A 22,087-nucleotide genomic window follows, 5' to 3' on the forward strand; every position below is an offset into this window, starting at 1 on the left:
GACCGGTGGATCGTGGGGTCCCCCGATCGGCGGACAAGCACCCGCCGGCGCGGTCGGGTCAGGCGGTCGCGGCCCGGCCCAGCGCCAGCACCAGCGGCCGGGTCTCGGGGGTGGAGATCGCGAACCGGCGAAACCCCAGCCGGTACAGCTGCTCGACCACCGCCTCCGACACCTCGCCGGCCAGCCGCACCCCGACCCGGGCCGGGCCGGACACCGCGGGCACCCCGGTCAGCAGACGGTGCACCGAGGGGTCCAGCGTGGTCCGGGGGTCGAGCGCCAGCAACCCCCGCCGCAGGTAGCCGTCCAGCGGCTCGGCGGTCAGCAGCAGCCGGGGCGGCAGGCCGAACATCGCCGCCTGCAACGAGCGGACCTCCAGCCAGATCACCGGGCAGGACGTCGCGATGGCCTCGATGGCCTGCACCGCGCGCGGGCTGGTCAGGTAGGACCCGACGGGAATGCCCGACTCACCAGCGATCTCGCGCAGCAACCGGGCCTCGGCCGGGTCGCTGATGTGCCGGACGGCCAAGTGCACCCGGGCCGTGCCGCCGGCCGCGGCGACGGCCCGCGACAGCCCCGCCAGCTGGGCCTCGACCAGCGCCCGCCGGCCCAGCGGCAGCGACAGCTCCGGGTTGCGGGTGGTCACCGCGGTCTGCTGCAACAGCTCGCGGGACTCGTCGGCGACCAGGTCGATCGCCCGCACCCCGACCTCCAGCTCACCGGCCCGGGCCAGGATCGGGGTGAGCTCCTGCGCGACCAGGTCGGTGAAGCGTTCGAACTCGTCGTCCTCGCGGGTCGGGCCGGCCAGCAGGTGCGCGATCAGGCCGTCCAGGTGTCCGGTGGCGGCCAGCACGTCGTCGATCGCGGTGACCAGCCCGGTGCACCCGGCTGCGCGGGCCGGCTCGACGTCGGAGGGCAGGGTGACCCGGCTGAGCACCTCGGTGCCGCTCGCGTCGGCCGCGATCGCCAGCAGCCGATCCAGGGCACCGGAGGCGGCGGCGGGGGTCGCGGCGGCGAAGGCCCCGGCGAACAGCTCCCCGGTGGACCCGTCCAGCGACACCGGGTCACCCTCGCGCAGCGTTCGCTCGCCGGCCCGCAGGATGCGGGCCGCCGGGTCGATGTGCAGCTCGCCGGCCCCGACCACGCAGCAGGTGCCCAGGGCCCGGGCGACCACCGCGGCGTGACTGGTCGACCCGCCGGTGGCGGTGACGATGCCGCGGGCGGCGATCATCCCGTGCAGGTCGGCCGGGCTGGTCACCGCGCGGGCGAGCACGACGGCCTCGCCGGCCTCGGCCCGCGCCTTGGCCCGGTCCGGGTCCAGCACCAGGGCGCCGCTGACCTGCCCCGGGCAGGCGCCGATGCCGGTGGTCACCAGCCGCCCGCCGTCCCGGGCCGCGGCGATCTCGGCCGGGTCGAACCCCGGCCGCTGCACCTGGCGCACCTGGGCGGCCGAGACCGTCCGCAGTGCGGCCGGCCGGGTCGCGGTGCCCTCGTCGACCAGATCGGCGGCGATGCGCACCGCGGCCTCCGGGGTCCGCTTGGCCGCGCGGACCTGCAGCAGGTAGAGCACCGATCGTTCGACGGTGAACTCGATGTCCAGCACGTCGCCCTGGGCCCGCTCCAGGGCCGCGCAGGTCGAGCGCAGCTCGCCGAGCACCGTCGGGGCCAGGGCCTGCACCACCGGGTCGGGGGTCCGGGTGCCGGCGACCACGTCCTCACCCTGGCTATGGGCCAGATACTCGCCGAACAGGCCGGGTTCGCCGGTCACCGGGTTGCGGGTGAAGACCACGCCGGATCCGGAATCGTCGGACAGGTTCCCGAACACCATCGACTGCACGACCACGGCGGTGCCCAGATCGTGCGGGATGGCGTGGAAGTCGCGATAGGTGCGGGCCCGTCGGGTGTTCCAGGAGCGGAAGACGGCCTCCACCGCACCCATCAGCTGATCGCGGGGATCGGCCGGCACCGAGTCCCCGGTGTCCTGCGCCAGCGCCTGCTCGCACGCCGCCCACACCCGGTCGTAGACGACGCCGGGATCCTCGTCGGCCGCGACCCCGGCGACCACCCGATCCACCCCCGCGCCGGGATCCAGCGCCCCCAGCACGGTCTCGGAATACATCGCGTGGAAGCGGGCGACCACGTCGGCGACGAACCGGCTGTCCCCGGTGGCCGTGCCCAGCGCCAGCGCGCTGGCCCGGTTGATGCCCAGGTTCAAGATGGTGTCCATCATGCCGGGCATGGAGATCGGCGCGCCCGAGCGCACCGAGAGCAACAGCGGCACCGGCCCGCCGCCGAACACCTTGCCGCTGGCCCGCTCCAGATCGTCCAAGCGATGCAGGATCTCCTCGACCAGGCCGTCGGGCAACCGGTTCTGGGCCAGGTAGGAGCGGCAGGCGGGGGTGCCGATGATGTACCCGGGGGGCACCGGCAGCTGCTGCTGGGACATCCGGGCCAGACCGGCGCCCTTGCCGCCGAGGCGGTCCACGTCGGCCGGATCGGCCTCGGCGAAGGTGAGCGTGTAGCCGGCGAACGCGGTCACGCTCATTCGACCCGTTCCCGGCCCAGCGTGCGCAGCAGGTCCTCGTGGAACTCGAACCAGACGGTGTGCACGGAGTCCAGTGTGGGGGAGGAGACGAACTCGGCCTGCCCGCCGTCGACGGCGGCCATCGCCGCGGCGAACCGGGTGGCGTAGCCGGCGAACCGTGGGTCGTGCCCGGCCAGCGCGTCGATGAGCGGGGTCAGCCGGGCGACCAGCTTGTCGATCCGGCTGATGATCTTGTCGTCGTACTCCGCGTCGGTGTGATCGTTGGCCACCTTGCGGCCGCCCACGTCGATCTGTTGCCAGAGCGAGATCGTCGTCAGGAATTGGGCGTTGACCGTCTCGAACCGGTCCACCAGGGCCAGCACGGCGGGGTCGGTGCGCAGGGCCGCGTACCGATCGGCGGCGGCCGCCCGCAGCGCCGGTTCGGCCTCGTCGGTGGGCAGCGCCGCGCCCCCGGCGACGAACACCACACCGTCCGCGGCCAACCGGGCGAAGGCGTCCTGCACCGCTTGCGCCGGGACGGCGATCACCTGGGTGACGGCGGCCGCGGTCGCCATCTTCTTCAGGGCCACCACGTTGAGCACGTCGTAGTCGGTCGTATCGAGCACCACAACCATCGTCGGTTCCTTACATGCGATCGGGGGCGGCGCCTGGGCTGCGCCGCCCCCGACGGGAGCCTGCCGGAGAAAGGATCAGAGCCAGCGGTACTTGGACCGGCGCCGATCGGCGTTGTCGGAGAAGGGCAGGTAGCCCGCTCCGGAGAAGATCTTGCTGGGCACGGTCTCCTGGGCGAAACCGCGCTTGGTGATGTCGTAGTAGTAGTTGGCGACCCGCTGGTCGATCTCCCACAGGTCGTAGTCCCGGCACGCCTTCTCGTAGGCGCCGGCCAGCCGCATGTGCGGCAGGATCATGTCGACGTAGTAGACGTACTGACCGTTCCAGATCAGGTCCCGCCGGCACATCCTGGCGGTCTTGCTGTAGAGCTTGAAGGTCGCCGCCCGCACCCGCTCCAGGTGGTCGTCCAGCTCGTCGATGGCGATGTGGTTGACCTGGCCCATCGGGGTGTTCCACTTCTCCCGGGAGAACACCGCGCCCCCGACGATCGCGTCGATGTAGTTCTTGGGCCGGGTGAAGGTGGTCGAGATGTCGTTGACCCGGATCTCGGCCAACGCCATCTTCTCCGGATCGATGACGATGGCCAGCGTGTAGGCGTGCGGTAGGCCGGCGTCCTCGCAGACGTCGCTCCAGTGGAAGACCTCTTCGTTGACGAACAGGTCGCGCAGGATGAGCAGGTTGCCGTCGGGCAGCTCGTACGGCCCGGTGTCACCCAGCCCCAGCCGGCAGTCGTAGTGGTCCAGGAACGAGAGCAGTTCGGCCGCCGCGTTGAACTGGGTGAACGCGCCGTGCTTGGGGCTGCCCGCCTCCAGCGGCTCCACCTGCGCGGTGAGGGTGGCCAGGAAGTCGGGTTCATGGATGCGGCAGCGGTAGCGGTCCTGGGAGTTGAGGATGTAGCCGTCCTGCCGCTTGCCCCACAGGATCCGCTGCATGAACTTGAGGATCTCGTTGGACTCCTCCTCGATGTAGTCGTCCGGGCCGATCACCTCCAGCGCCAGCAGGCCGCAGCGGCCCATGCCGAAGCCGACCGCCCCGATGCACCAGTCGTGCACCGCGTTGACCTTTGTGCCGATCTCCCGGCGGGCCGACGCGCCGATGTCCATCACACCCTGGGGACCGCCGGCCTCGTCGGTGGTCATCCGCAGGATCTCCGGCCACCGGTAGAACTCGTGCATGAAGGCGAGGATCTCGTATTCCTGGCGCGGGATCATGCCGCTGACGCCCTCGGTGGCGCGCATGACCAGCACGTCCCAGATGTTCCAGGCCAGGTAGTTGTTCAGATCATTGAGCTCGTCGATCGTGAACTGGTCGCGCAGCACGTCGTCCTTCGAGACGCGTTCCAGCACGCCGCTCTTGGCGCGCGAGCGCATCATCTTGTCGCCCTTGATGCCGTCGGTGACGGGTTCGAGGCCGACGAAATTGCCGGTGTAGGTCAGGTCCTGAAAGCGCAGGCCGTCGTCGGCCGCTTCGTACCGCTGCTGGTACGTCGAGCGCTTGTTTTCCATGGTCGTCATTGACTCATTGCTCCTGTCCGAGTGGCCGCGAGAACGTCAGGGAAGGGATCAGTTCTCGGCCACCACCCGGCCGACCTCGTGATCCGTGCAGTCCAATCGCACCTTGCGGCCGTCCAGCGATCCGGCGATCTCCTCGAAGTGGGATTCGTCGGTGTTTCCGACGACATACCGGGACTCGCTCCCGGTCAAATGGGCGGTCATCACGCACGGCGTCTGGAATTCGCGGGACAGGATGCCCAGGTGCGATTCCGGGGCCCCGGACATGGTGATCACCCCGATGGCCCCCATGCTCAGGGCCGGGGCCAGGAAAGTGGTGGTTCCGCCGCGCACCAACAGGATGTGCTCGGCCAGCTTGCCGGACTGGATCAACGAGATCACGTCGGCCGGCGAGGCCAGGTACTTCACCGTCCCCGAGGGCGATTTCGCAGTGTCGAAGACGTTGAATCCCTCGGCGAGCACCTCAGCCATGAAGTTCCTCCTTGAACTGTGGGGACCGGTACCACCCGCGCGGCCGGTGCCGGAGCCGGATGCGACGCCTGCGGGCCGGATGTTGCCGTCGTCACAGTGCCGCGCGCCACCCGGCCGGCCGATGGTCCCGACAGACAAAAGTAACCGAGGGTCTTGTCCAGGATGGATAGCCGACCGGACGGGTCAGTGCCGGGCGCAGCGGGCACCTCACGACCGGTCAACCCAGCAGTCCCAGGGCGGTGCGAGCCGCCTCGCGGCCACTGTGCACGGCGCCTTCCAGGTAGGACGCGGACACCCGGGTGACGTCGCCGCCGGCCGGCACGATCCGGCCGTGCGGGACGGCCACCGCGTCGACCTGCGCCGCGCTGGTGGCCGCGTCGTGGGCCAACCAGGTGCCCCGGGACCAGGGGTCGGCGGTCCAGTTGTGCATGGCCGCGGCCAGCACCTCGATGTCCTCGGCGACGGGCCGCAGCAGGTCGGCGATGGCGGCCAGATCGTCCGGGTCGATCCCGTCCGGCTGCGGGCCGAAGGCCACCAGGCTCGTGGTCCCGTCCGACCACCGGCGAATCGTCTTGACCACCAACAGGTTCGGCAGCGAGCAAAAGGCCACATCGGGAATCTCGCCCCGGGCCAGCACCCCGAGCTTGTACCCGCGCCCCCGGTGTCCGCGGGCGATCAGGGCGGCGGCCTCGGCCGGCCAGGGCGGGGAGACGGCGACGTCGCGCCAGGTATTCAGCGGGGTGGCCAGCACGACCGCCCGGCTGCGCCGGGATCCGCCGGCGGCGGTGCGCACGTCGACGCCGGATCCGTCGTCGGTCAGGCCGGCGACCGGAGTACCGAGCTGGACGTCACCCGCCTCGCGGTGCAGCGCCGCGGTCAGGGCGCTCACGCCGCCGTGCACGGTGGGGGCCAGCATGGCTGCCACCGTCCAGCGGGTGACCGACCCGCCGGAACCGGCCAGGTCCTCGGCCATGGTCTGCATGGACGCCTCGGCCCAGTCGCCGGAGACCTCGGTGCAGAAGTAGGCCCGCAGCAGGTCCAGGGTGTGCGGGCCGTGCACCCGGGTGGTGAAGAACTCGGCCACCGAGCCGGGGACGAAGCCGCCGGCGCCCGCTTCGGCGGCCGCGTCCTGCCAGGCGCGGACCGCGATCTCCAGCTGCGGCAGCTCATCCGGCGGGACCGGCAGACCGCCGCGGCGGGCGACGCCCTGGGTCAGCCAGGTGACGGTGGTCGGGAACGGCAGCGGATCCAGGGTCAGCCCGTACCGGTCGAGCTCGGCGACGATCGCGGTGTGCGACGGGTCGACGAACATGCCGCCCATCTCGAACCCGGTGCCCCGCAGTGCGGCCGGCTCGGTCCAGGCTCGCCCACCGACCCGGTCCCGGGCCTCCAGCGTCAGCACCTCGACCCCGGCTGCGTTCAGGTCGCGCGCGGCGGTCAACCCGGCCAGGCCGGCACCGACCACGATCACGTCCACATCGACCGATCTCGTCACCCGCCCGACGCTACCCCCTCCTGCTGGAGTTGATCATGGGGAGAGTGCTGTTCTGGCGCAGCCAGAACAGCACTCTCCCCATGAACGACTGGGGGCCCTTGCGGGCCGTCCCGTGGCGGCGAAAATGTTCTTGGTGCTGCCCTCGGGTTGTCTGACGTCGATGTTGATTGGTGCCGGCGAGCCTGGCCATGAACTGGACGCTGGAGGTCGGTCAGGGATCCCGTGGTGTTGCTTCGAGCACGTGACTGATCGTCTTTGCCGGGAGACCTCCCACCCGACGGCGGCACCACCCGTCACAAGGGATACCGGAAACGGAGGTAAGGCTGATGCCGGTGATCGACGACGACGAGATCGCCTACGGCCGGGTCGCGGGGATGGACATCTCCAAGCGCGATGTCAAGGTCGCGGTCCGGCTGATCGAGAACGGCCGGGTCAAACGACTCAAGGTCCGCACCTTCGCCACGACGACACCATCGCTGCTGCGGCTACGGGACTGGCTGACCGAACTGGACATCGAGCTGGTCGCGATGGAATCGACCGGGGTGTACTGGAAACCATTGTTCCTGGTGCTGGAAGACCAGTTCAGATGCTGGCTACTCAACCCGCGGGACGTCAAACGGGTACCGGGCAACAAGACCGACGTCAAGGACGCCGAATGGATCGCTCGGATGGCTCAGCTCGGGCTCGTCACACCCTCGTTCGTGCCGGACATCCCGGTGCGGGAGCTGCGGGAGTTGACCCGGTACCGCAGCAACGTGGTCCGCGACCGGACCCGCGCCGTGCAACGGCTGCAGGATCTGCTCGAATCCGCCGGGATCAAGCTGTCCAGCACGGTCAGCGACATCACCGGCAAATCGGCCACCGCGATGCTGCACGCGATGATCAACGACCCGGCCGGGGCGATGAGTGATCCCCGCCAGGTCGCGGACCTGGCGCTGGTCCGGATGCGCAGCAAGCTCCCGGAACTGACCGAGGCCCTGACCGGACACTTCACCGACCACCACGCGCGACTGGCCGCCACGATGATGCGACAGATCAACGACCTCGACACGCTCCTCACGGACCTGGACCAACAGATCGACCAGGAGATCGCCCCTTTCGCCCGAGCGGTTGACCACCTCGAGACGATCCCGGGAGTCAGCCGCCGCGCCGCGATGATCATCGTCTCCGAGATCGGGATCGACATGAGCCGGTTCACCGGGACCGACCGGCTGGCCTCGTGGGCCGGGCTCAGCCCCGGGAACAACGAATCAGCCGGACGACACCTCTCGACCCGGACCCGCAAGGGCAACCGGTCACTACGCGCAGTGCTGTTCCAGTGCGCCAAGGCCGCCGCCCGCACCCACAGCACGTACCTGGCCGCGAAGTACGCCGATCTGTGTACCCGGATGAAACCAACCAAAGCCCTGGTCGCGATCTCCAGGATCATCCTGGAGACCTGTCACCACCTGATCCGCAAAGACACCGACTACCACGACCTCGGACCCACCTACCTGAACGAATACCGCCGCCGCGACCTGGACAAGAACCGGATCCGCCGCGCCCGCACCATCCTCGAAACCAACGGCTACACCGTCACCCACAACGACGCCGCATGAACTAACCCCGCCCCGCCAACCCCCACGCCCGTCACCAACCAGCCCACACCAGCAGGCCGGCAACTCAAACACGCCCCCGTCCGAGCCGCCCGTCACCTATTTTCGACTGATCAACAGCCGGGTCGGGGTGACGGCGCGGTCAGTGGTCGGCCGTCGCGGGGCGGCGGAACAGGCTGCGCGCCCAGAGGTATCCGGCGATGGCGATGATCACGCACCAGCCCGCGGCGGTGGCCAGGGTGGCCCACTCCCACTGGCCGGCCAGCAGCCCCCGAATGCCTTCGATCATCGGGGTGAACGGCTGGTGCTCGGCGAACCAGGACAGCCCGGCCGGCATCGACGCGGTCGGCACGAACCCGCTGCTCAGGAACGGCAGGATCATCAGGAAGGTAGGGGTGTTGCTGGCCGTCTCGACGCTGCGGGAGAGCAGGCCGAAGGCGACCGTGAGCCAGGTCAGGGCGAAGGCGATCAGGGCCAGCAGAGCGATGAGCACCAGCCACTGGGCGGGGTCGGCGGTCGGCCGGAAGCCCAGCAGCACCGAGACGGCCATGATGATGCCCATGCCCAGCATCGACTGGACCAGGCTGCCCAGCACGTGCCCGCCCAGGATGCTGCTGGGCGCGATGGGCATGGTCCGGAACCGGGCGACGATGCCCTCGGTCCGGTCCATGGCCACCGAGATGGCCGTGCCCTGGGCGGCCGAGGCTGCGGCCATCAGCACGATGGCCGGCGTGACGTAGGCCAGGTAATCGGCCCGGCTGTCGGCGCCGCCGCCGCCCGGCAGGCCGGCGCCCAGCGTGCCGCCGAACACGTAGACGAACAGCAGCAGGAACAGCAGCGGGAAGCCCACCAGCATGATCGTCATGCTCGGATAGCGCTTCATCCGGACCAGGCTGCGCCGGAACATGATCACGGAGTCGCCGATTGGGTGCGACAGGGTAGTCATTGCATGGCCTTTCGGGTGGTCGTCGAGGTGAGGGCGAAGAACACGTCGTCCAGGTCGGGGGCACTGACCTCGACGTGGTCGACCGGGACGTCCTGGTCGTCGAGCCGGTCGAGCAACGCCCGCAGGGCAGGCACGGTGCCGGTGGCCGGCAGATCGATCTGCAGGGTGGTGGTATCGGCGCCGGCCGGCTGCTGGGGGGCGCGCTCGGCCGGCGGCCACTCGTCGGCCAACACCAGCCGGGCGTGGGCGACCCGGGCGGGGGTGGCGAACTGGAGCCGGATCTGCCCGCCGGGCACCTGCTGCTTGAGCCGGGCCGGCTCGTCGTGGGCGACGATCCGCCCCTGGTCGAGCACGGCGACCCGGTGGGCCAGGCGATCGGCCTCATCCAGGTACTGGGTGGTCAGCAGGATCGTCACGCCGTCGTCGACCAGTGATCGGACCACCGCCCACAGGTCGCGGCGGCTGCGCGGATCCAGGCCGGTGGTCGGCTCGTCCAGGAATAGCACCTGGGGTCGGGCGACCAGGGTCATGGCCAGGTCGAGCTTGCGCTTCATGCCGCCGGAGTAGGTGCTGGCCGGCTTGCCGGCCGCCTCGCGCAGGTCGAACAGGTTGAGCAGATCATCGATCCGGCGCTGGCCCTCGGTGCGGCCGAGCCGCCGCAGATCAGCCATGAGGCGCAGGTTCTCGGCGCCGGTGAGCAGGTTGTCGACGGCCGAGAACTGGCCGGTCACGCCGATCGCGGCGCGGACCCGGGCGCCGTCGCGGGACACGTCGTACCCGGCGATGCGGGCCGTGCCACCGTCGGCGGGCAGCAGGGTGGACAGGATGTTGACGATGGTGGTCTTGCCGGAACCGTTGGGTCCGAGCAGGGCGCAGACGGTGCCGGTGGCCACCGTCAGGTCGACGCCGCGCAGGACCGGTTGGTCGCCGAACGACTTGGTCAGACCGGTGATGTCGATGGCTGGAGCGTTTTCGGGCATGCCAAGGCCTCCCTGGGCCGGGATGGAAAGACAGGAAAGGAAGCGCGGCCGGGTCGGGTCAGATATCGAGATCCTCGACGACCGGCGCACTGTCGGCGATGACGACCAGGTCGTAGAGTTCGGACGGGACCTTCGCGCGCAGGTCCTCGATGGTGTCGAGGACCTCGAGAGTGGCGGTCGGGGCGGCAACCCCGACCTGTTGATCGGTGCTGAAGTGCTTGCGCCAGCCGGTCGCCGACCCGTCGGCGCCGGCCGTCCAGTGGGCCTCCGCGGACTTCTCGGTGTGCAGGACGTACTTGCCGGTCCGGCTTCGGTACACCTTGAACTGTTCGACCTTGTCCTTGGTGGATCGGGTCCAGGCGGCCAGCTCAACGCCGAGAAACCTTTGCCGGCGGCCCTTGCCGGGACCGACGCGAACGGTGATCTCCTCGAAGCCCTCCAGCTGGGCGTCCTCGACCTCGACCATCCGGCGCAGTGCGCGCACGATCGCGGCCGACAAATTGCCGCCGACGATCTCCTGGGCCCGCTGGAACAGGGCCAGATCGTCCTCGGACACATAGATCGTCTTGTTGGGCACGTGGTCATCATAACCTCCAAAGCAAGTATACGTATACGTCTACGCATAGCAAGAGTGTTGTCGTGAGGGGAGGTTCGGGTTGACGGGCTCGGTCCGGAGGCGGGCTGATCAACTCGGCGAAATTGGGCCGATCCGGGCCGAAAATCGCCGAGTTGATCAGCCCGGCCGGGTTTCGGGCGGACCAGTGGCAAGGGTGCGGCTCATCCCGCCAGGGTGATGCCCGAAAGGTCCGTTCCGCGGCAGGCTGAAGCGGCAAACGCCCGAACCGGAGGTGCGGCCATGACCACACGACAGACAACCGCTCCCAGTGGACTCGCGGTCGGCGTGACCGTCGCGGCCGCGATCATCCTGATCATCGGTGGCATCTGCCATGCCATGCAGGGCGTCGTGGGCATCGCCACCAACGAGTTCTACGTGACGACCCAGAAGTGGATCTTCCAGTTCGACGTGACGACCTGGGGCTGGATCCACGTCATCGTCGGGGCCATCGCTGTGCTCGCCGGGATCGGCCTGTTCTCCGGCGCGGTCTGGGCGCGCACACTGGCCGTCGCGATCGCCGCGGTCAGCATCCTGGTCAACTTCGCCTGGTTGCCGTACTACCCGATCTGGTCGGTGCTGATCATCGCCTTCGACTTCTTCGTGATCTGGGCCCTGACCGCCCACGGCCGCGACGTCGTCGCCGTCAGCGGCCGCTGAGCGCTTGTCCGCGCGGTCAGCGCGCGGTCACGCGTCCAACCGGATGGCGGGAATGAGCCGCACCGTGCCCAACGCGGCCAGGGTCAGCGCGAGCAGCAGGTAGACCGGCCAGACCACGCCCTGCAGATGCGCGACCACGCCGAGCACGAGCGCGGTCAGGGTCGAGGCCAGACTGGTCACCAGTTGGGCGAAACCGATGGTGAGGGACCGGTTTTCACCGCCGACGTACCGCAGCAGCCACACTCGTTTGGCGGTGGAGATGACCTGGGAGGCGACTGCGGCGAGCGCGAGAATGACGCCGAACAGCCATTCCTCGTAGGGCAGGTCCCAGGTGTCGGCGGCGATCGCGAACAGGGCGGCGGCCACGATCAACCCGCCGGCCAGCACGTGCATGCCCCGCACCGTGGCAATGGACCGGGTCCGGGCCCAGACGAAGCCGTAGACGATCAGGCCGGTGGCGGTGAACGCGACGATCAGGTGCAGGTGCCCGACGACGTTCCCGTGCAGGGCGGCCGCGTGGGCGCTGAAGAAGGCGGTGCCCAGGGTGAGCGAGATGAAGCAGGTCTGCACCAGCAGGAACGTGCGCAACCAGCGATGCTCCCGGACCTGGCTGACGCCCAGCGGAATCACCTGGCGCAGCGTCGGTCCGCGGACGCGGCTCGGGTTCGGCGCCGGCACCACCAGCAGGACGAACGGGATGGCCATGGCGAACGCGATCGCACCCATCCAGAGCAGCGCGATGTGCGACTGGAGCGCGCTGGTGTGTTTGAAGAACAGCAGTTCCGCCGCGGTCACCACCAGCACCAGCGTGGCGCTGATCGCCGTCTGCAGCACCGAGACCCGACCGACCTGGGCCTGCAGCAGCGAGGTCGACATCAGGTCGACCGCGCTCACGGCGGCCAGGCCGCCGAGGAAACCCAGGACGGCGGTGGTGACCAGGAAGACCACGGCGATGGGGGAGCCGAGCAGGTCGCTGCCCAGGGCGTTACCGGCCGTCACCGCCGCGGCAATGATCGCTCCGACGGTGAGGATGAACGGGTTGGACCGGCGGGCGGTCAGCACCGGCGCCGACAGGGTGCCCAGCAACGCGCAGAAGGTGCCGATCGGGTAGAGCATGGCGGCGATCAGCGGTGAGCCGCCGACGGCGATGCAGATGTAGGGCAGGACCACCGCGGTGGCGGTCAGCTGGTTGGCCAGGCTGACCGCCGAGGCCTGCCCGAGCAGCGCCCGATAGTTCCGGGTGCGTGGCCCCGGGCCGGCGCCGGCGTCGCCGCCCGTCGACGGGGTCGGATCGCCCCGAGGGTGGGCGAGGACGGCCGCACCCGCGGTCACCGCTTCGGCGCTGACCGGGTCCGCGGTGGGGGCGTGCAGCGTCACGTCGGCGGGCGTCACGTCGGCGGGCGTCACGTCGGCGGGCGCCGGATCGGTCGTCGGTTCGGAACCCGGTTGTCGGCTGGAGTCGTCAGCGTGGGGAGCCACCACGGACTGGATTGTCACGCAGGCGCCCGCCCGTTTCCACCCGAGCCGTCCGTTCCGGCGCAGTGACCGGGCGACGCTCGGCCGTGCCGACGACCAGCGGCACCAGGGTCGGCAGCGAGGTGGGCATCCGCCGGTGGGCCATCGAGGTCACCGCCAGCGGTGAGGCGTCCAGGAGCGCCTCGAAGTCCCGGTTGGCGTGGCAGCCGTCGGCCAGCCGGCGATGCAGGGGAGTCAGCAGGTCTTGCACCACGCCGCGGACCGGGCCACCCCGGACGTGCTCGTGGAACAGGAACCGGCCGCCGGGCCGCAGCACCCGGTGCACCTCCCGCAGCGCCCGGTCCGGATCGTCGACCGAGCAGAACACCAACGACGCGGCCACGGTGTCGAACGTCGAATCCGGGAAGGGCAGCTGCCGCGCGTCGCCGTCCAGGATCGACACCGTAACCGGCAGCTCCCGGACCCGGTCGCGCAGCTGCGTGCGGAAGGCGGGATTGGGCTCCAGCAGGACCAGCTCGTCGAGTCCGGCCGGGTAGTGGGGGACGGAAAGCCCGCTCCCGGCGCCGATCTCGAGCGCCCGGCCGGCGGCGGTGGCGAGCTGGTCGTGCCGCAGTGTGGCCTGGCCGTTGCGCTCGATGCGGCCCATGAAGGCCGGGTACCAGGCGGCGAACCAGCGCCGGCTCCGGGTGTTCGCGGTGGTGGTCATCGTTCGATGGTCGCCGGCCGGACCCGGTCGGCACATGGCCGATTCGGGCCATCTTCGAGGGGCGGCGGCCCTCTCCCCGGCGCCGCCGATGGTCGTACCCTTCGAATGGAGGCAGCCGTGCTGGGGATCGAGGAGCAGGACGTCCGGACCGCCACGGTGGCCGGCAGCACCCTGGCGTATGCCGTCGTCGGCACCGGCCCAACCGTCCTGTTCTGCGGCTGGTGGTGCAGCCACCTGAGCCTGAACTGGCACGATCCGCTCTTCCGGCAGTTCGTGTCCCGGCTGGCCCAGCGGCACACGATCATCCGGTACGACCGCCCGGGCACCGGGCTGTCCGGGTCGGCGGGGACCCCACCGCACACCGTCGACGACGAGGTCGCCGTGTTGGCCGGCGTGATCGACGCGCTGGCGCCGGGCCGGTTCGATCTGGTCGGGGCCTCGTCCGGGGCGGCGGCCGCGATCGCCTACGCGGCCGACCAGCCGGACCGGGTCGGCCGGCTCGTGCTGTACGGCGGCTTCGCACGGGGGGCCGAGCTCGCCTCACCGGCGGCCCGGGCGGCCCTGCTGGAGGTGATCGGCAGCCATTGGGGGCTGGGGTCCCGGCTGTTGGCCGACCTGTTCGTGCCGGGGTCGTCGGGACCGGAGCAGGATGCGTTCGCCGCCTTCCAGCGCCGGTCGGCCACCCGGGAGCAGGCCGCCGAATCGCTCGCCGCCAGCTATGCCGTGGACGTGACCGCCGAGCTGGCCCGGGTCCGCGCGCCGACCAGTGTGCTGCACCGGCGGCAGGACCGGGCGGTGCCGTTCGCGCTGGGTGCCGATCTGGCCCGGCGGATCCCGGGTGCGTCCCTGACGGCGCTGGACGGGGTCGATCACTTTCCCTGGCGGGGTGACGCCGATGCGGTGGCCGACGCGATGCTGCGAGGCCTGGGCCACCACGTCCCGCCCCGACCCCACGCCACCGGGCCGGATGCGATCACCGAGCGGGAACGCGAGATCCTGGCGCTGGTCGCCGAGGGGCTGACCGACCCGCAGATCGCGCAGCGGCTGGTGGTCAGCCCGCACACCGTTCACCGGCACATCGCCAACGCCCGGGTCAAACTCGGGGTCCGCTCGCGGGCCGCAGCGGCGGCGACCCTGGCCCGCCGGTCGGGCGCCCCACCGGCGGCCGGATCGTGATCGACGTCGCCGGGGCGGTGGGGGATGATCGGGGTCATGGTGCAGTCCGCGGACAACCGGTCGAACCTTCGGGGCCGCGTCATCGCCCGGGCCGCTCATCCGACGCTGGCCGGGTTCGACGTCCTCGACGTCGACGTCGTATCCACCGAACCGGCCGATGAACGACCGGACCTGCTCGCCTCCACCGTGGGTCACCGGATCGCGGTGACCGTCGACCGGGCCGTGCTCGACGAGGCCGTGCAGCCGGGGGCCGGAATCGACTGCACGGTCCGGCGAACCCCCGACGGCGCGATGGCCGACCGGGACCCACGGTCGGTGCGCGTCACCGACCGGCCGTGAGCGGCGGGGCGGGCCGGGGCTCGGCGCACAGCTCGACGATGGCCTGGGCGATGGGTTGGCCGGTGTTGGCCTCGTAGTAGCTGTAGGCCGGCATCGGATTGACCTCGAAGCAGACCCACCGGCCGTCCGGCCGGCGCCGTAGATCGATCCCGCACAACGGCAGGTGCAGCTGTGTCGAGAGCTGAACACACTGCGCGGCAACTCCTTCCGGCAGCTCGACGGCGGCCAGCAGCGCCTCGTTCCCGTCCCGGGCGGCGTAGCGGTAGTCGGTGGAGGCCGAGGTGATCTCGGTGGCGAACACCCGTGACCCGACCACGTGCACCCGCACGTCCACCCCCGGCACGTACGCCTGGAACATCGTTGGCACCGACCGGACCCGGTCCAACCGGGCCGCGGCGGCATCGTCGAGTTCCCGCACGATCGACCGCACCCCGCTGACCGACTTGTAGATCACCCGGCCGTGCTGCCGGCGGAATTCCGCAGCCAGAACCGGCTCGCTGGTCACCAGGGTCTCCGGCACGGCGAAGCCCGCCCGGGCGATCAACTGCGCCTGGAAAGGCTTGGACGAGTTCGACTCCATTGCCGTCGGCCGGTTGATCACCAGCGCGCCGGTCACGTCCGCCCATTCCATCAGGCCGGCGTGAAAGGTCCGGGCCCGCAGCTGGTCGACGACGTCGCCGTCGACCGCCACTTCCAGCGGGCGCAGGTACGCCGCTCGGACGTCCCCGAGCGGGACCGTGGTGCCGGCGACCACCACACACCCTGCGCCCCCGCCCTCGTCGGCGTGCAGCACCAGATCGTGACGGGCGAGTAGCCGTTGCTCGATCAGCACGTGCTCGACGCCGCTCTCCCGCGCCGCCTCGACCGCCCGGCGCAACGGAGCGTCGTCCAGGCGCCCGTAGAACAGGATCACCTCGGATCACCCCACTGCGCGATCTCCCGGCACAGGTCGGCGACGGCCGACGCGTGGCCGGCCCCGACCAGGGTCGGCCGGGTGCAGACTCGTTGCAGCACAGCGTCTTCTCCAGGTCCGCCGCCGAATCGGAACGCCACGATCGAGCAGCCGGCCCGATTCGCGACGTCGACGCAGGCGTCGCCGATCCCCGCGGTCGGGGTGCCCAGCGACCGGCCGCCGACGACCAACACCTCGACCGCACCGGCCGGGGAGAGGGGGTCGTCGTAGTCCGGATTCGTCGGGTCCGCGGCCCAGCCGAAGGTGACCGGAGTCCGGCCGGTCGAGCTCGCGCCGGCCGGCACGAACGGGCCAAGCGGGCGAGCCGGTCCGCCGATCCCGGCGGGGACCAGCCGGGCCGTGGTGGCCAGCACCGACCGGGCCACCGGTAGCCCCGCGGCGACGGCCAGGGCGAGCCAGCCGCGGGGCGAGCGGGGTCCGGCGTCCATGGCCAGCGCGTTCGGCCGGTTGACCACCCGTTCCGCCAGTCCGGCGAGCCAGCTGGCCATCAGCGCCTGCCATTCCAGCGCGCCGTACTCGCGGTCCCGCTCGCTTGCCCCGGTGAGCCGCGCGGCCGGCAGATGGTCCCACCGGTTGAGCACGCAGCCAATGTCCTGATCGGTCAGCCGGCGCCCGCCCGGCAGCCGCAGCGCGGTCCGGGCCTGCCCGTCGGTACCGACCCGGTGCGCCCAGGTGGTCGCGGCCGCCAGTTCGGGGGTGAGCACCAGGACCGGCCGGGCCGGCCCGGGCCGGAGCTCGGCCCGGACCGACCGTGTCCCGGGGTCATAGGGATGACCGAGGATCAGGATCGTCCGGTCGGTCACCGCGGGGGACTGTCCAGGTTCTGCTTGACCGAACGATCCCCGGGCCCGCTGGACCGATCCGAACCGTAGGTCGGACCCCCGATCAGGTCGGGCCGCAGCTCGCTGCCGATGAACGGCTCCGCGCCACCGGGCGACCCCTGGGTCAGCTGCTCGAGCAGCGCCACCCGCTCGGTGAGCTCGGCCAGCAGCGACATCATGTCGCCGCCCTGGTCGGCGTACGCCGCGAGGGGGCCCGGCCCGGGGGCAGCGGCGGCCGATCGGCCAGCGGGCCCTTGCCCTCGGTGTGATCCTTGATGTCCTTGCGTTCCTTGAACGGCTCCTTGACGTCCTTGACGCCGTCCTTGTGGTCCTTGATGTCCTTGCGTTCCTTGACGGGTTCCTTGCCGTCCTTGCCGTCCTTTCGATCCTTGATGCCGTCCTTGTGGTCCTTGATGTCCTTCCGTTCCTTGACCGGCTCCTTGGCTTCCTTCACGCCGTCCTTGTGGTCCTTGGCGTCCTTGACCACCGACTTGCCGCAGCTGACGGTGAGCTGGGCGGTCATGCTGGCTCCGGCCGCCGAGATCCCGGTGACCGACACACAGGTGTCCGCGCCGGCGTAGGAGTGTGAGTTCGGGGTGGACGACGACGAGAAGCTGGTGTTGGCCGCGGATCCGGGGTACGGGTCACCGGCATCGCCCCGATTGTGGTTGAGCTCCAGGTCGCGTCGCCCGTCGGCCTGCATGAGCGCCACCTTGTAGTGGTTCTCGTCGGTGTTGGAGGTTTGCGCGTCGTCGATGTGCCAGATGAGCAATCCGCCGGCCGGCAGGCTGACGTCGTAACCGGTCTGTTGCCGATTCTCGACCAGGAAATACTCCTGCCCGGCCGCACCGTCCTCCCACAGGCGATGCACCGTGTGGCTGGCCTTGACGTCGGGGATCGTGGCCGGCCCGTTGGCCGTCACGTTGGTGACCGCGGCCCAGCCCTGATTGGCCTTGCACCAGGCCGATGGGTGGACCGGGACGTCGCCCCCACCGCCCCACGAGCCGGCGGCCATCAGGCACCAGTTCCCGATGCCCTCCGAGGTGTTGTCGGTGTCGTACAGGTCGGGGAAGCCGAAGAGCAGATGGCCCAGCTCGTGCGCGCTGACGCCGATCTTGGCGTCCTCCGGGATGGTCAGGTAGCCGTAGACCTTGGTCCCGTCCGCGTTCTGCTGCGAGGTGAGAGTCCATTTGTGCGACCAGATGTCGCCACTGTTGCCGGACGCCTCGCCGCCGGTCCCGGCATGGATGACGATGAACGCGTCGACGTAGCCGTTGCCGTCGTTGTCGTAGGGACCGAAGTTCACACTGGGGTTGGCCGCCAGGAACGCGTCCATGGCCATGTCGCGGGCCCGGGTCGTGCCCGTCGGCCGGCCGATGCCGAAGTTCCCGTTGGCGTACCAGGCCAACGTCTGCGGCATCCGGAACGGCCCCACCACCTCGCCGTCCAGGTCGACGAGATTGTTGGTGACCTCGCGGTAGTACTCGCGCACGCTGCCGTGCGGCAGGACGCCGGTGGAGAAGAACAGGTCCCGGAAGTGGTCGGTTGTCGCGGTCATCTTCTTGTCGCTGAAGTCCACCAGCACCACGATGACCCGGACGGTGCCACGCAACGGAGCGCGGTCGGCGGCGGCATTGCGGATGGCGGTCAGCGGTGTGTCCACCGGGTATTCCTCGGGCGGCAGGATGACGCCGTCGTCGAAGCCCAGCGGTCTGGGTTGGCGGGCGATCGCCAGGACCGAGGCGATGTCGGAGCCGACACCGCCCCCGCGCAGTCCGGCGAGGTCGGCCTTCCAACGCTCGGCCAGTTCCGGGCTCGGCGCGACGAAACACGCCTCGCGGTGAATGGCTCGGGCATGGATCTGCGGATCAGCCATGGGATCTCCCCTCTAAGACAGTGACGGCAGGTATGACTGTGGACTCGTACATAGAGGGCGTCAACGGGTATTACGGACAAAAAGGCGCATATCCACTTCCTCGGGGGGCGCGAGTGTCGGATGCCTGCGGCAGACTCCAGCCATGGCATACGACGAGGATCTGGCGGACCGGATTCGCGACATCCTGGCGCCCGAACGCGGCCTGACCGAGAAGCGGATGTTCGGCGGCCTCGCGTTCCTGATCGACGGGCACATGGCCGTGGCGGCCAGCAGTCATCGCGGTCTGCTGCTGCGGGTCGATCCCGCCCGGACCGACGAACTGCTCTCACCCCCGGATGTCGGCCGGTTCGTGATGCGGGGCCGGGAGATGGATGGCTGGCTGCGGGTCGATCCGCCGGCCGTGGACACCGAGGACCGGTTGACGTATTGGGTCGGCCTCGGGGTGGACTACGTCCGGACGCTGCCGCCGAAATAGGCCTGCACTAGCGTGGTCGACGGGCCCGGCGTCCCGATGGTGGCCCGGTGGAGATGGAACCGCATGACCCGTCCGACGATCGCGACCAAGATGGTCGTCCCGTCGCGACGGCCGGCGCTGGTGGACCGGCCCCGGTTGATCGAGCGGGTGCGCCGCGGCAGTCGGTCGCGGCTGACCCTGGTGTCCGCCCCGGCCGGGTTCGGGAAGACGACCCTGCTGTCGGCCTGGCTGGCCGAGAACGGGGCGGCCGGCCAGCGGCGGGTGGCGTGGCTGTCCCTGGACGCCGGGGATCGAGATCCGGCGGTGTTCTGGACCTACCTGGCCACCGCGCTGCGCTCGGCGGTGCCCGAGGTCGGCTCGCAGACGCTGGAGCTCACCGCCGTCGACCCGCTGCCGATCGAGCTGGTGGTCACCACCCTGCTCAACCAGTTGGCCGCCGCCGAGGGTGAGATCTGGTTGGTGCTGGACGACTATCACCTGGTTGACGGTTCCGACATCGGCACCGGGATGACCAGGTTGCTGGACAACCTGCCCGCCCACGTGCATCTGGTGATCAGCACCCGCGCCGACCCCGATCTGGCCTTGGCTCGCTGGCGGGTCCGCCGCGAGCTGGTCGAGATACGGGCCGCGGACCTGCGTTTCACGGTCGAGGAAGCGACCGACTACCTCACCCAGGTGGCCGGTCTCGACCTGGCCGGTTCGGCCGTGGCCGCGCTCGAGCAGCGGACGGAGGGGTGGATCGCCGCTCTGCAGCTGGCCGCGTTGTCGCTCCAGGGGCGCGGTGACGTGGCCGCGTTCATCGACCGCTTCACCGGCACCGACCGGTTCGTCGTCGACTACCTGGTCGAGGAGGTGCTCGCTCATCAACCGCCCGATGTTCGTGACTTCCTTCTGCAGACCGCGGTCCTCGACGAGCTCACGGGGCCGTTGTGCGATGCGCTGACCGGCCGCCGCGACGGGGAGCGGACGCTGGTCGCGCTGGAGCGGGCCAACCTGTTTCTCGTTCCGCTGGACGATCGACGGGAATGGTTCCGCTACCACCACCTGTTCGCCGACGTGCTGCGCGCTCGTCTGCTCAGCGAACGACCCGACCAGGTGACCCGGCTGCATCGGCAGGCCAGCAACTGGTTCGATCAGCAGGACCGGCCGGAGGATGCCATCCGGCACGCGCTGGCCGTCGGTGAGGTGGATCGCGCGGCGGACCTGATCGAACGCGCCCTGCCCGCGCTGCGCCGGAACCGGCAGGACCGTCAGCTCCGCGACTGGCTGACCGCGCTGCCCGACGAGACCGTGCGCGCCCGGCCGGTGCTCAGCGTCCTCGTCGGGCACCTGTTGCTGGCCTCCGGTGACCTGGCCGCGGTGCAGGCCCGGCTCGACGACGCCGAGCGTGCGCTGACCACCGGCACAGCCGGCCACGGCGGCAGCGCCGAGCTGCGGACCCTGCCGGCCACCATCGCCGTGTTCCGGGCATCGGTCGCGCAGGCCCGCGGTGACGAGCCGGCCACCGCCGCGCACGCCCGCCGGGCCCTGGCCCTGGCCGGACCCGACGATCATCTCGCCCGGGGGGCGGCGGCCGGCTTCCTCGGCCTAGCCGCCTGGGCCCGGGGCGATGTGCGCAGCGCGCTGTCGACGTTCGAGCAGGCCGTGACCAGCCTGCACGCGGCCGGAGCCGTGGTCGATGAACTCAGTGGCACGGTGATCCTGGCCGATCTGTGGTCGGCCGCCGGCCGGCCCGGCCGGGCCCGGGAGCTGTATCGCGACGCCCTGCGGGACGCGGCGGCCCACCGCCCGGCGGCCGCCCGGGCGGAGGCCGAGATGCTGGTCGGGCTGAGCGAGATCGACTGCACGGCAGGAGACGTGACGAGCGCCCAGCAACAGTTGGAGCTCGCCGACGAGCTGTCCCGGGGCCGGCCGACCACCGAGAGTCGATACCGCTGGTTCGTCGCCCGGGCCCGGGTGGCCGACGCCACCGGTGCGCCCGCCGAGGCTCTGCAGTTGCTCACGGAGGCGCAGCGGCTCTACCAGCCGGGCTACTTTCCGGCGGTGCGGCCGATCCCGGCCATCCAGGCCCGGGTCCGGATCCGAGCCGGTGACCTGGGTCCGGTGATGCAGTGGGCCCAGCAGCCCGCGGTGGCCGACGCGGATGAGGACGCCTACCTGCATGCCTACCAGCACCTGACCGTCGTGCGGTTGCGCCTGGCTCAGGCTCGGGCCGGTGCGGCCGGGGCCCTGGACGGGACCGCGGAACGGCTGGAGCGGATGGCGCAGGCCGCGCAGGCGGCCGGGCGGGACGGGGATCTGCTGGAGATCCACTTGCTGCAGGCGCTGGTCCGGCAGGCGCGGGGTGACCGGCCGGGGGCCGCGCGCGCCTTGGCCCGGGCCTGGGCGGCCGCCCCCGAACCGGACGAGTACGCGCGGCTGTTCCTGGACGAGGGCGAGCCCGTGTTCGACCTGCTGCGGGACGCCGCCACCCAGACCGAGCTGGCCGGCCCCGCCCGCCGGCTGCTCGAGCTGGGCGCCGATCCCGGCCGGCCGCCGGCGCCCGGGACCGCGGGCCCGCTGGCCGTCGAGCTCAGCCCGCGGGAGCGAGAGGTGCTGCGCCTGCTGGACAGTGAGCTGACCGGGCCCGAGATCGCCCGCACCTTGTTCGTGTCGCACAACACCCTGCGCACCCACACGAAGCACATCTTTACCAAGCTGGACGTCACCAGCCGGCGGGCGGCGGTGCGGCGGGCCCGGGATCTGGGTCTGCTGTAGCGCACTCTCACCCCGTCGATCACATCGTCGGGCGATGCCCACTCACCCCCTCGCTTCCTAGGT

General features: G+C 70.8%; 20 protein-coding genes. 6 read left to right on the top strand and 14 right to left on the bottom strand.

All coding sequences use genetic code 11. The features are described from left to right. Positions 1 to 58: 58 nt before the first annotated feature. The 5 genes from NAMU_RS11725 to NAMU_RS11745 form a co-directional block, all read right to left on the bottom strand. The gene (locus tag NAMU_RS11725; RefSeq protein WP_015747622.1) at positions 59 to 2,542 is read right to left on the bottom strand and encodes a pyruvate, phosphate dikinase; all 2,484 of its coding nucleotides are present in this window, start codon (positions 2,540 to 2,542) and stop codon (positions 59 to 61) included. Beyond that, positions 2,539 to 3,156 carry a hypothetical protein gene (locus NAMU_RS11730; protein ID WP_015747623.1) on the bottom strand — a complete coding sequence of 206 codons (618 nt, stop codon included), beginning with the start codon at positions 3,154 to 3,156 and terminating at the stop codon, positions 2,539 to 2,541. Before NAMU_RS11730 ends, NAMU_RS11725 begins: the two co-directional genes overlap by 4 nt. Before the next feature lie 75 nt (positions 3,157 to 3,231). After that, complete coding sequence (locus NAMU_RS11735; protein WP_015747624.1) at positions 3,232 to 4,668, bottom strand: hypothetical protein; 1,437 nt, start codon at positions 4,666 to 4,668, stop codon at positions 3,232 to 3,234. Positions 4,669 to 4,716: 48 nt separating this feature from the next. After that, positions 4,717 to 5,136: a PEP-utilizing enzyme gene (locus tag NAMU_RS11740; protein WP_015747625.1), complete on the bottom strand. Its 420-nt coding sequence runs from the start codon at positions 5,134 to 5,136 to the stop codon at positions 4,717 to 4,719. Positions 5,137 to 5,353: 217 nt separating this feature from the next. Further along, on the bottom strand, positions 5,354 to 6,631 hold the full coding sequence (locus tag NAMU_RS11745; protein WP_041368781.1) for a flavin monoamine oxidase family protein: 1,278 nt from the start codon (positions 6,629 to 6,631) through the stop codon (positions 5,354 to 5,356). A gap of 326 nt (positions 6,632 to 6,957) precedes the next feature. On the opposite strand from NAMU_RS11745, the gene NAMU_RS11750 reads away from it, so the two are divergent. Beyond that, complete coding sequence (locus tag NAMU_RS11750; protein WP_015746281.1) at positions 6,958 to 8,229, top strand: IS110 family RNA-guided transposase; 1,272 nt, start codon at positions 6,958 to 6,960, stop codon at positions 8,227 to 8,229. A 139-nt stretch (positions 8,230 to 8,368) separates the two neighbouring features. Here NAMU_RS11750 and NAMU_RS11755 read toward each other — a convergent pair whose 3' ends face one another. The 3 genes from NAMU_RS11755 to NAMU_RS11765 are packed head-to-tail and all read right to left on the bottom strand — an operon-like array spanning position 8,369 to position 10,729. Next, a complete protein-coding gene (locus tag NAMU_RS11755; protein ID WP_015747627.1) occupies positions 8,369 to 9,172 on the bottom strand; it encodes an ABC transporter permease in 804 nt (267 codons plus the stop codon). Continuing rightward, positions 9,169 to 10,152, bottom strand: a complete 984-nt coding sequence (locus NAMU_RS11760; protein ID WP_015747628.1) for an ABC transporter ATP-binding protein — start codon at positions 10,150 to 10,152, stop codon at positions 9,169 to 9,171. The genes NAMU_RS11755 and NAMU_RS11760 overlap by 4 nt, the downstream gene beginning before the upstream one ends. A 58-nt stretch (positions 10,153 to 10,210) precedes the next feature. Continuing rightward, positions 10,211 to 10,729 carry an EXLDI protein gene (locus NAMU_RS11765; protein WP_015747629.1) on the bottom strand — a complete coding sequence of 173 codons (519 nt, stop codon included), beginning with the start codon at positions 10,727 to 10,729 and terminating at the stop codon, positions 10,211 to 10,213. Positions 10,730 to 11,008: 279 nt separating this feature from the next. Here NAMU_RS11765 and NAMU_RS11770 point away from each other — a divergent pair, with 279 nt between their 5' ends. Then, entirely contained in the window at positions 11,009 to 11,425 is a 417-nt protein-coding gene (locus NAMU_RS11770; RefSeq protein ID WP_015747630.1) for a DUF7144 family membrane protein, read from the top strand. Positions 11,426 to 11,452: 27 nt separating this feature from the next. Here NAMU_RS11770 and NAMU_RS11775 read toward each other — a convergent pair whose 3' ends face one another. Next, entirely contained in the window at positions 11,453 to 12,907 is a 1,455-nt protein-coding gene (locus NAMU_RS11775) for an MFS transporter (protein ID WP_041368783.1), read from the bottom strand. Beyond that, complete coding sequence (locus NAMU_RS11780; protein ID WP_015747632.1) at positions 12,888 to 13,607, bottom strand: class I SAM-dependent methyltransferase; 720 nt, start codon at positions 13,605 to 13,607, stop codon at positions 12,888 to 12,890. Before NAMU_RS11780 ends, NAMU_RS11775 begins: the two co-directional genes overlap by 20 nt. A 105-nt stretch (positions 13,608 to 13,712) precedes the next feature. On the opposite strand from NAMU_RS11780, the gene NAMU_RS11785 reads away from it, so the two are divergent. Both NAMU_RS11785 and NAMU_RS11790 read left to right on the top strand, forming a co-directional pair. Beyond that, positions 13,713 to 14,783 carry an alpha/beta fold hydrolase gene (locus tag NAMU_RS11785; RefSeq protein ID WP_041368785.1) on the top strand — a complete coding sequence of 357 codons (1,071 nt, stop codon included), beginning with the start codon at positions 13,713 to 13,715 and terminating at the stop codon, positions 14,781 to 14,783. Positions 14,784 to 14,819: 36 nt separating this feature from the next. Beyond that, positions 14,820 to 15,122, top strand: a complete 303-nt coding sequence (locus NAMU_RS11790) for a hypothetical protein (RefSeq protein WP_138180112.1) — start codon at positions 14,820 to 14,822, stop codon at positions 15,120 to 15,122. On the opposite strand, the gene NAMU_RS11795 is transcribed toward NAMU_RS11790, so the two are convergent. From NAMU_RS11795 to NAMU_RS11810, 4 genes are read right to left on the bottom strand one after another with little or no spacing between them, the layout of a single operon-like run. Next, positions 15,106 to 16,035 (bottom strand): ATP-grasp domain-containing protein, encoded by a 930-nt coding sequence (locus NAMU_RS11795; RefSeq protein ID WP_015747635.1) that lies wholly within the window; start codon positions 16,033 to 16,035, stop codon positions 15,106 to 15,108. The two genes, NAMU_RS11790 and NAMU_RS11795, sit on opposite strands and share 17 nt — an antisense overlap. Beyond that, positions 16,032 to 16,898, bottom strand: coding sequence for a hypothetical protein (locus NAMU_RS27340; RefSeq protein WP_015747636.1), 867 nt, complete (start codon positions 16,896 to 16,898; stop codon positions 16,032 to 16,034). Before NAMU_RS27340 ends, NAMU_RS11795 begins: the two co-directional genes overlap by 4 nt. Then, on the bottom strand, positions 16,895 to 17,095 hold the full coding sequence (locus NAMU_RS11805) for a hypothetical protein (protein ID WP_015747637.1): 201 nt from the start codon (positions 17,093 to 17,095) through the stop codon (positions 16,895 to 16,897). The genes NAMU_RS27340 and NAMU_RS11805 overlap by 4 nt, the downstream gene beginning before the upstream one ends. Then, complete coding sequence (locus NAMU_RS11810) at positions 17,092 to 18,792, bottom strand: M6 family metalloprotease domain-containing protein (protein WP_015747638.1); 1,701 nt, start codon at positions 18,790 to 18,792, stop codon at positions 17,092 to 17,094. The genes NAMU_RS11805 and NAMU_RS11810 overlap by 4 nt, the downstream gene beginning before the upstream one ends. 142 nt (positions 18,793 to 18,934) lie before the next feature. On the opposite strand from NAMU_RS11810, the gene NAMU_RS11815 reads away from it, so the two are divergent. Both NAMU_RS11815 and NAMU_RS11820 read left to right on the top strand, forming a co-directional pair. Continuing rightward, on the top strand, positions 18,935 to 19,267 hold the full coding sequence (locus NAMU_RS11815; RefSeq protein ID WP_015747639.1) for a TfoX/Sxy family protein: 333 nt from the start codon (positions 18,935 to 18,937) through the stop codon (positions 19,265 to 19,267). A gap of 63 nt (positions 19,268 to 19,330) precedes the next feature. Further along, complete coding sequence (locus NAMU_RS11820; protein ID WP_015747640.1) at positions 19,331 to 22,024, top strand: LuxR C-terminal-related transcriptional regulator; 2,694 nt, start codon at positions 19,331 to 19,333, stop codon at positions 22,022 to 22,024. Positions 22,025 to 22,087 lie beyond the last annotated feature (63 nt).

The organism is Nakamurella multipartita DSM 44233, from assembly GCF_000024365.1.
GTDB classification, from domain to species: domain Bacteria; phylum Actinomycetota; class Actinomycetes; order Mycobacteriales; family Nakamurellaceae; genus Nakamurella; species Nakamurella multipartita.

Excerpts from the sequence above, each read along its gene's own strand:
- NAMU_RS11760 (WP_015747628.1), bottom strand. The coding sequence starts at position 10,152 with ATGCCCGAAAACGCTCCAGCCATCGACATCACCGGTCTGACCAAGTCG.
- NAMU_RS11740 (WP_015747625.1), bottom strand. The coding sequence starts at position 5,136 with ATGGCTGAGGTGCTCGCCGAGGGATTCAACGTCTTCGACACTGCGAAA.
- NAMU_RS11780 (WP_015747632.1), bottom strand. The coding sequence starts at position 13,607 with ATGACCACCACCGCGAACACCCGGAGCCGGCGCTGGTTCGCCGCCTGG.
- NAMU_RS11815 (WP_015747639.1), top strand. The coding sequence starts at position 18,935 with ATGGCATACGACGAGGATCTGGCGGACCGGATTCGCGACATCCTGGCG.
- NAMU_RS11730 (WP_015747623.1), bottom strand. The coding sequence starts at position 3,156 with ATGGTTGTGGTGCTCGATACGACCGACTACGACGTGCTCAACGTGGTG.
- NAMU_RS11755 (WP_015747627.1), bottom strand. The coding sequence starts at position 9,172 with ATGACTACCCTGTCGCACCCAATCGGCGACTCCGTGATCATGTTCCGG.
- NAMU_RS11790 (WP_138180112.1), top strand. The coding sequence starts at position 14,820 with ATGGTGCAGTCCGCGGACAACCGGTCGAACCTTCGGGGCCGCGTCATC.
- NAMU_RS11770 (WP_015747630.1), top strand. The coding sequence starts at position 11,009 with ATGACCACACGACAGACAACCGCTCCCAGTGGACTCGCGGTCGGCGTG.
- NAMU_RS11805 (WP_015747637.1), bottom strand. The coding sequence starts at position 17,095 with ATGATGTCGCTGCTGGCCGAGCTCACCGAGCGGGTGGCGCTGCTCGAG.
- NAMU_RS11735 (WP_015747624.1), bottom strand. The coding sequence starts at position 4,668 with ATGACGACCATGGAAAACAAGCGCTCGACGTACCAGCAGCGGTACGAA.
- NAMU_RS11785 (WP_041368785.1), top strand. The coding sequence starts at position 13,713 with ATGGAGGCAGCCGTGCTGGGGATCGAGGAGCAGGACGTCCGGACCGCC.
- NAMU_RS11810 (WP_015747638.1), bottom strand. The coding sequence starts at position 18,792 with ATGGCTGATCCGCAGATCCATGCCCGAGCCATTCACCGCGAGGCGTGT.
- NAMU_RS11750 (WP_015746281.1), top strand. The coding sequence starts at position 6,958 with ATGCCGGTGATCGACGACGACGAGATCGCCTACGGCCGGGTCGCGGGG.
- NAMU_RS11725 (WP_015747622.1), bottom strand. The coding sequence starts at position 2,542 with ATGAGCGTGACCGCGTTCGCCGGCTACACGCTCACCTTCGCCGAGGCC.
- NAMU_RS11820 (WP_015747640.1), top strand. The coding sequence starts at position 19,331 with ATGACCCGTCCGACGATCGCGACCAAGATGGTCGTCCCGTCGCGACGG.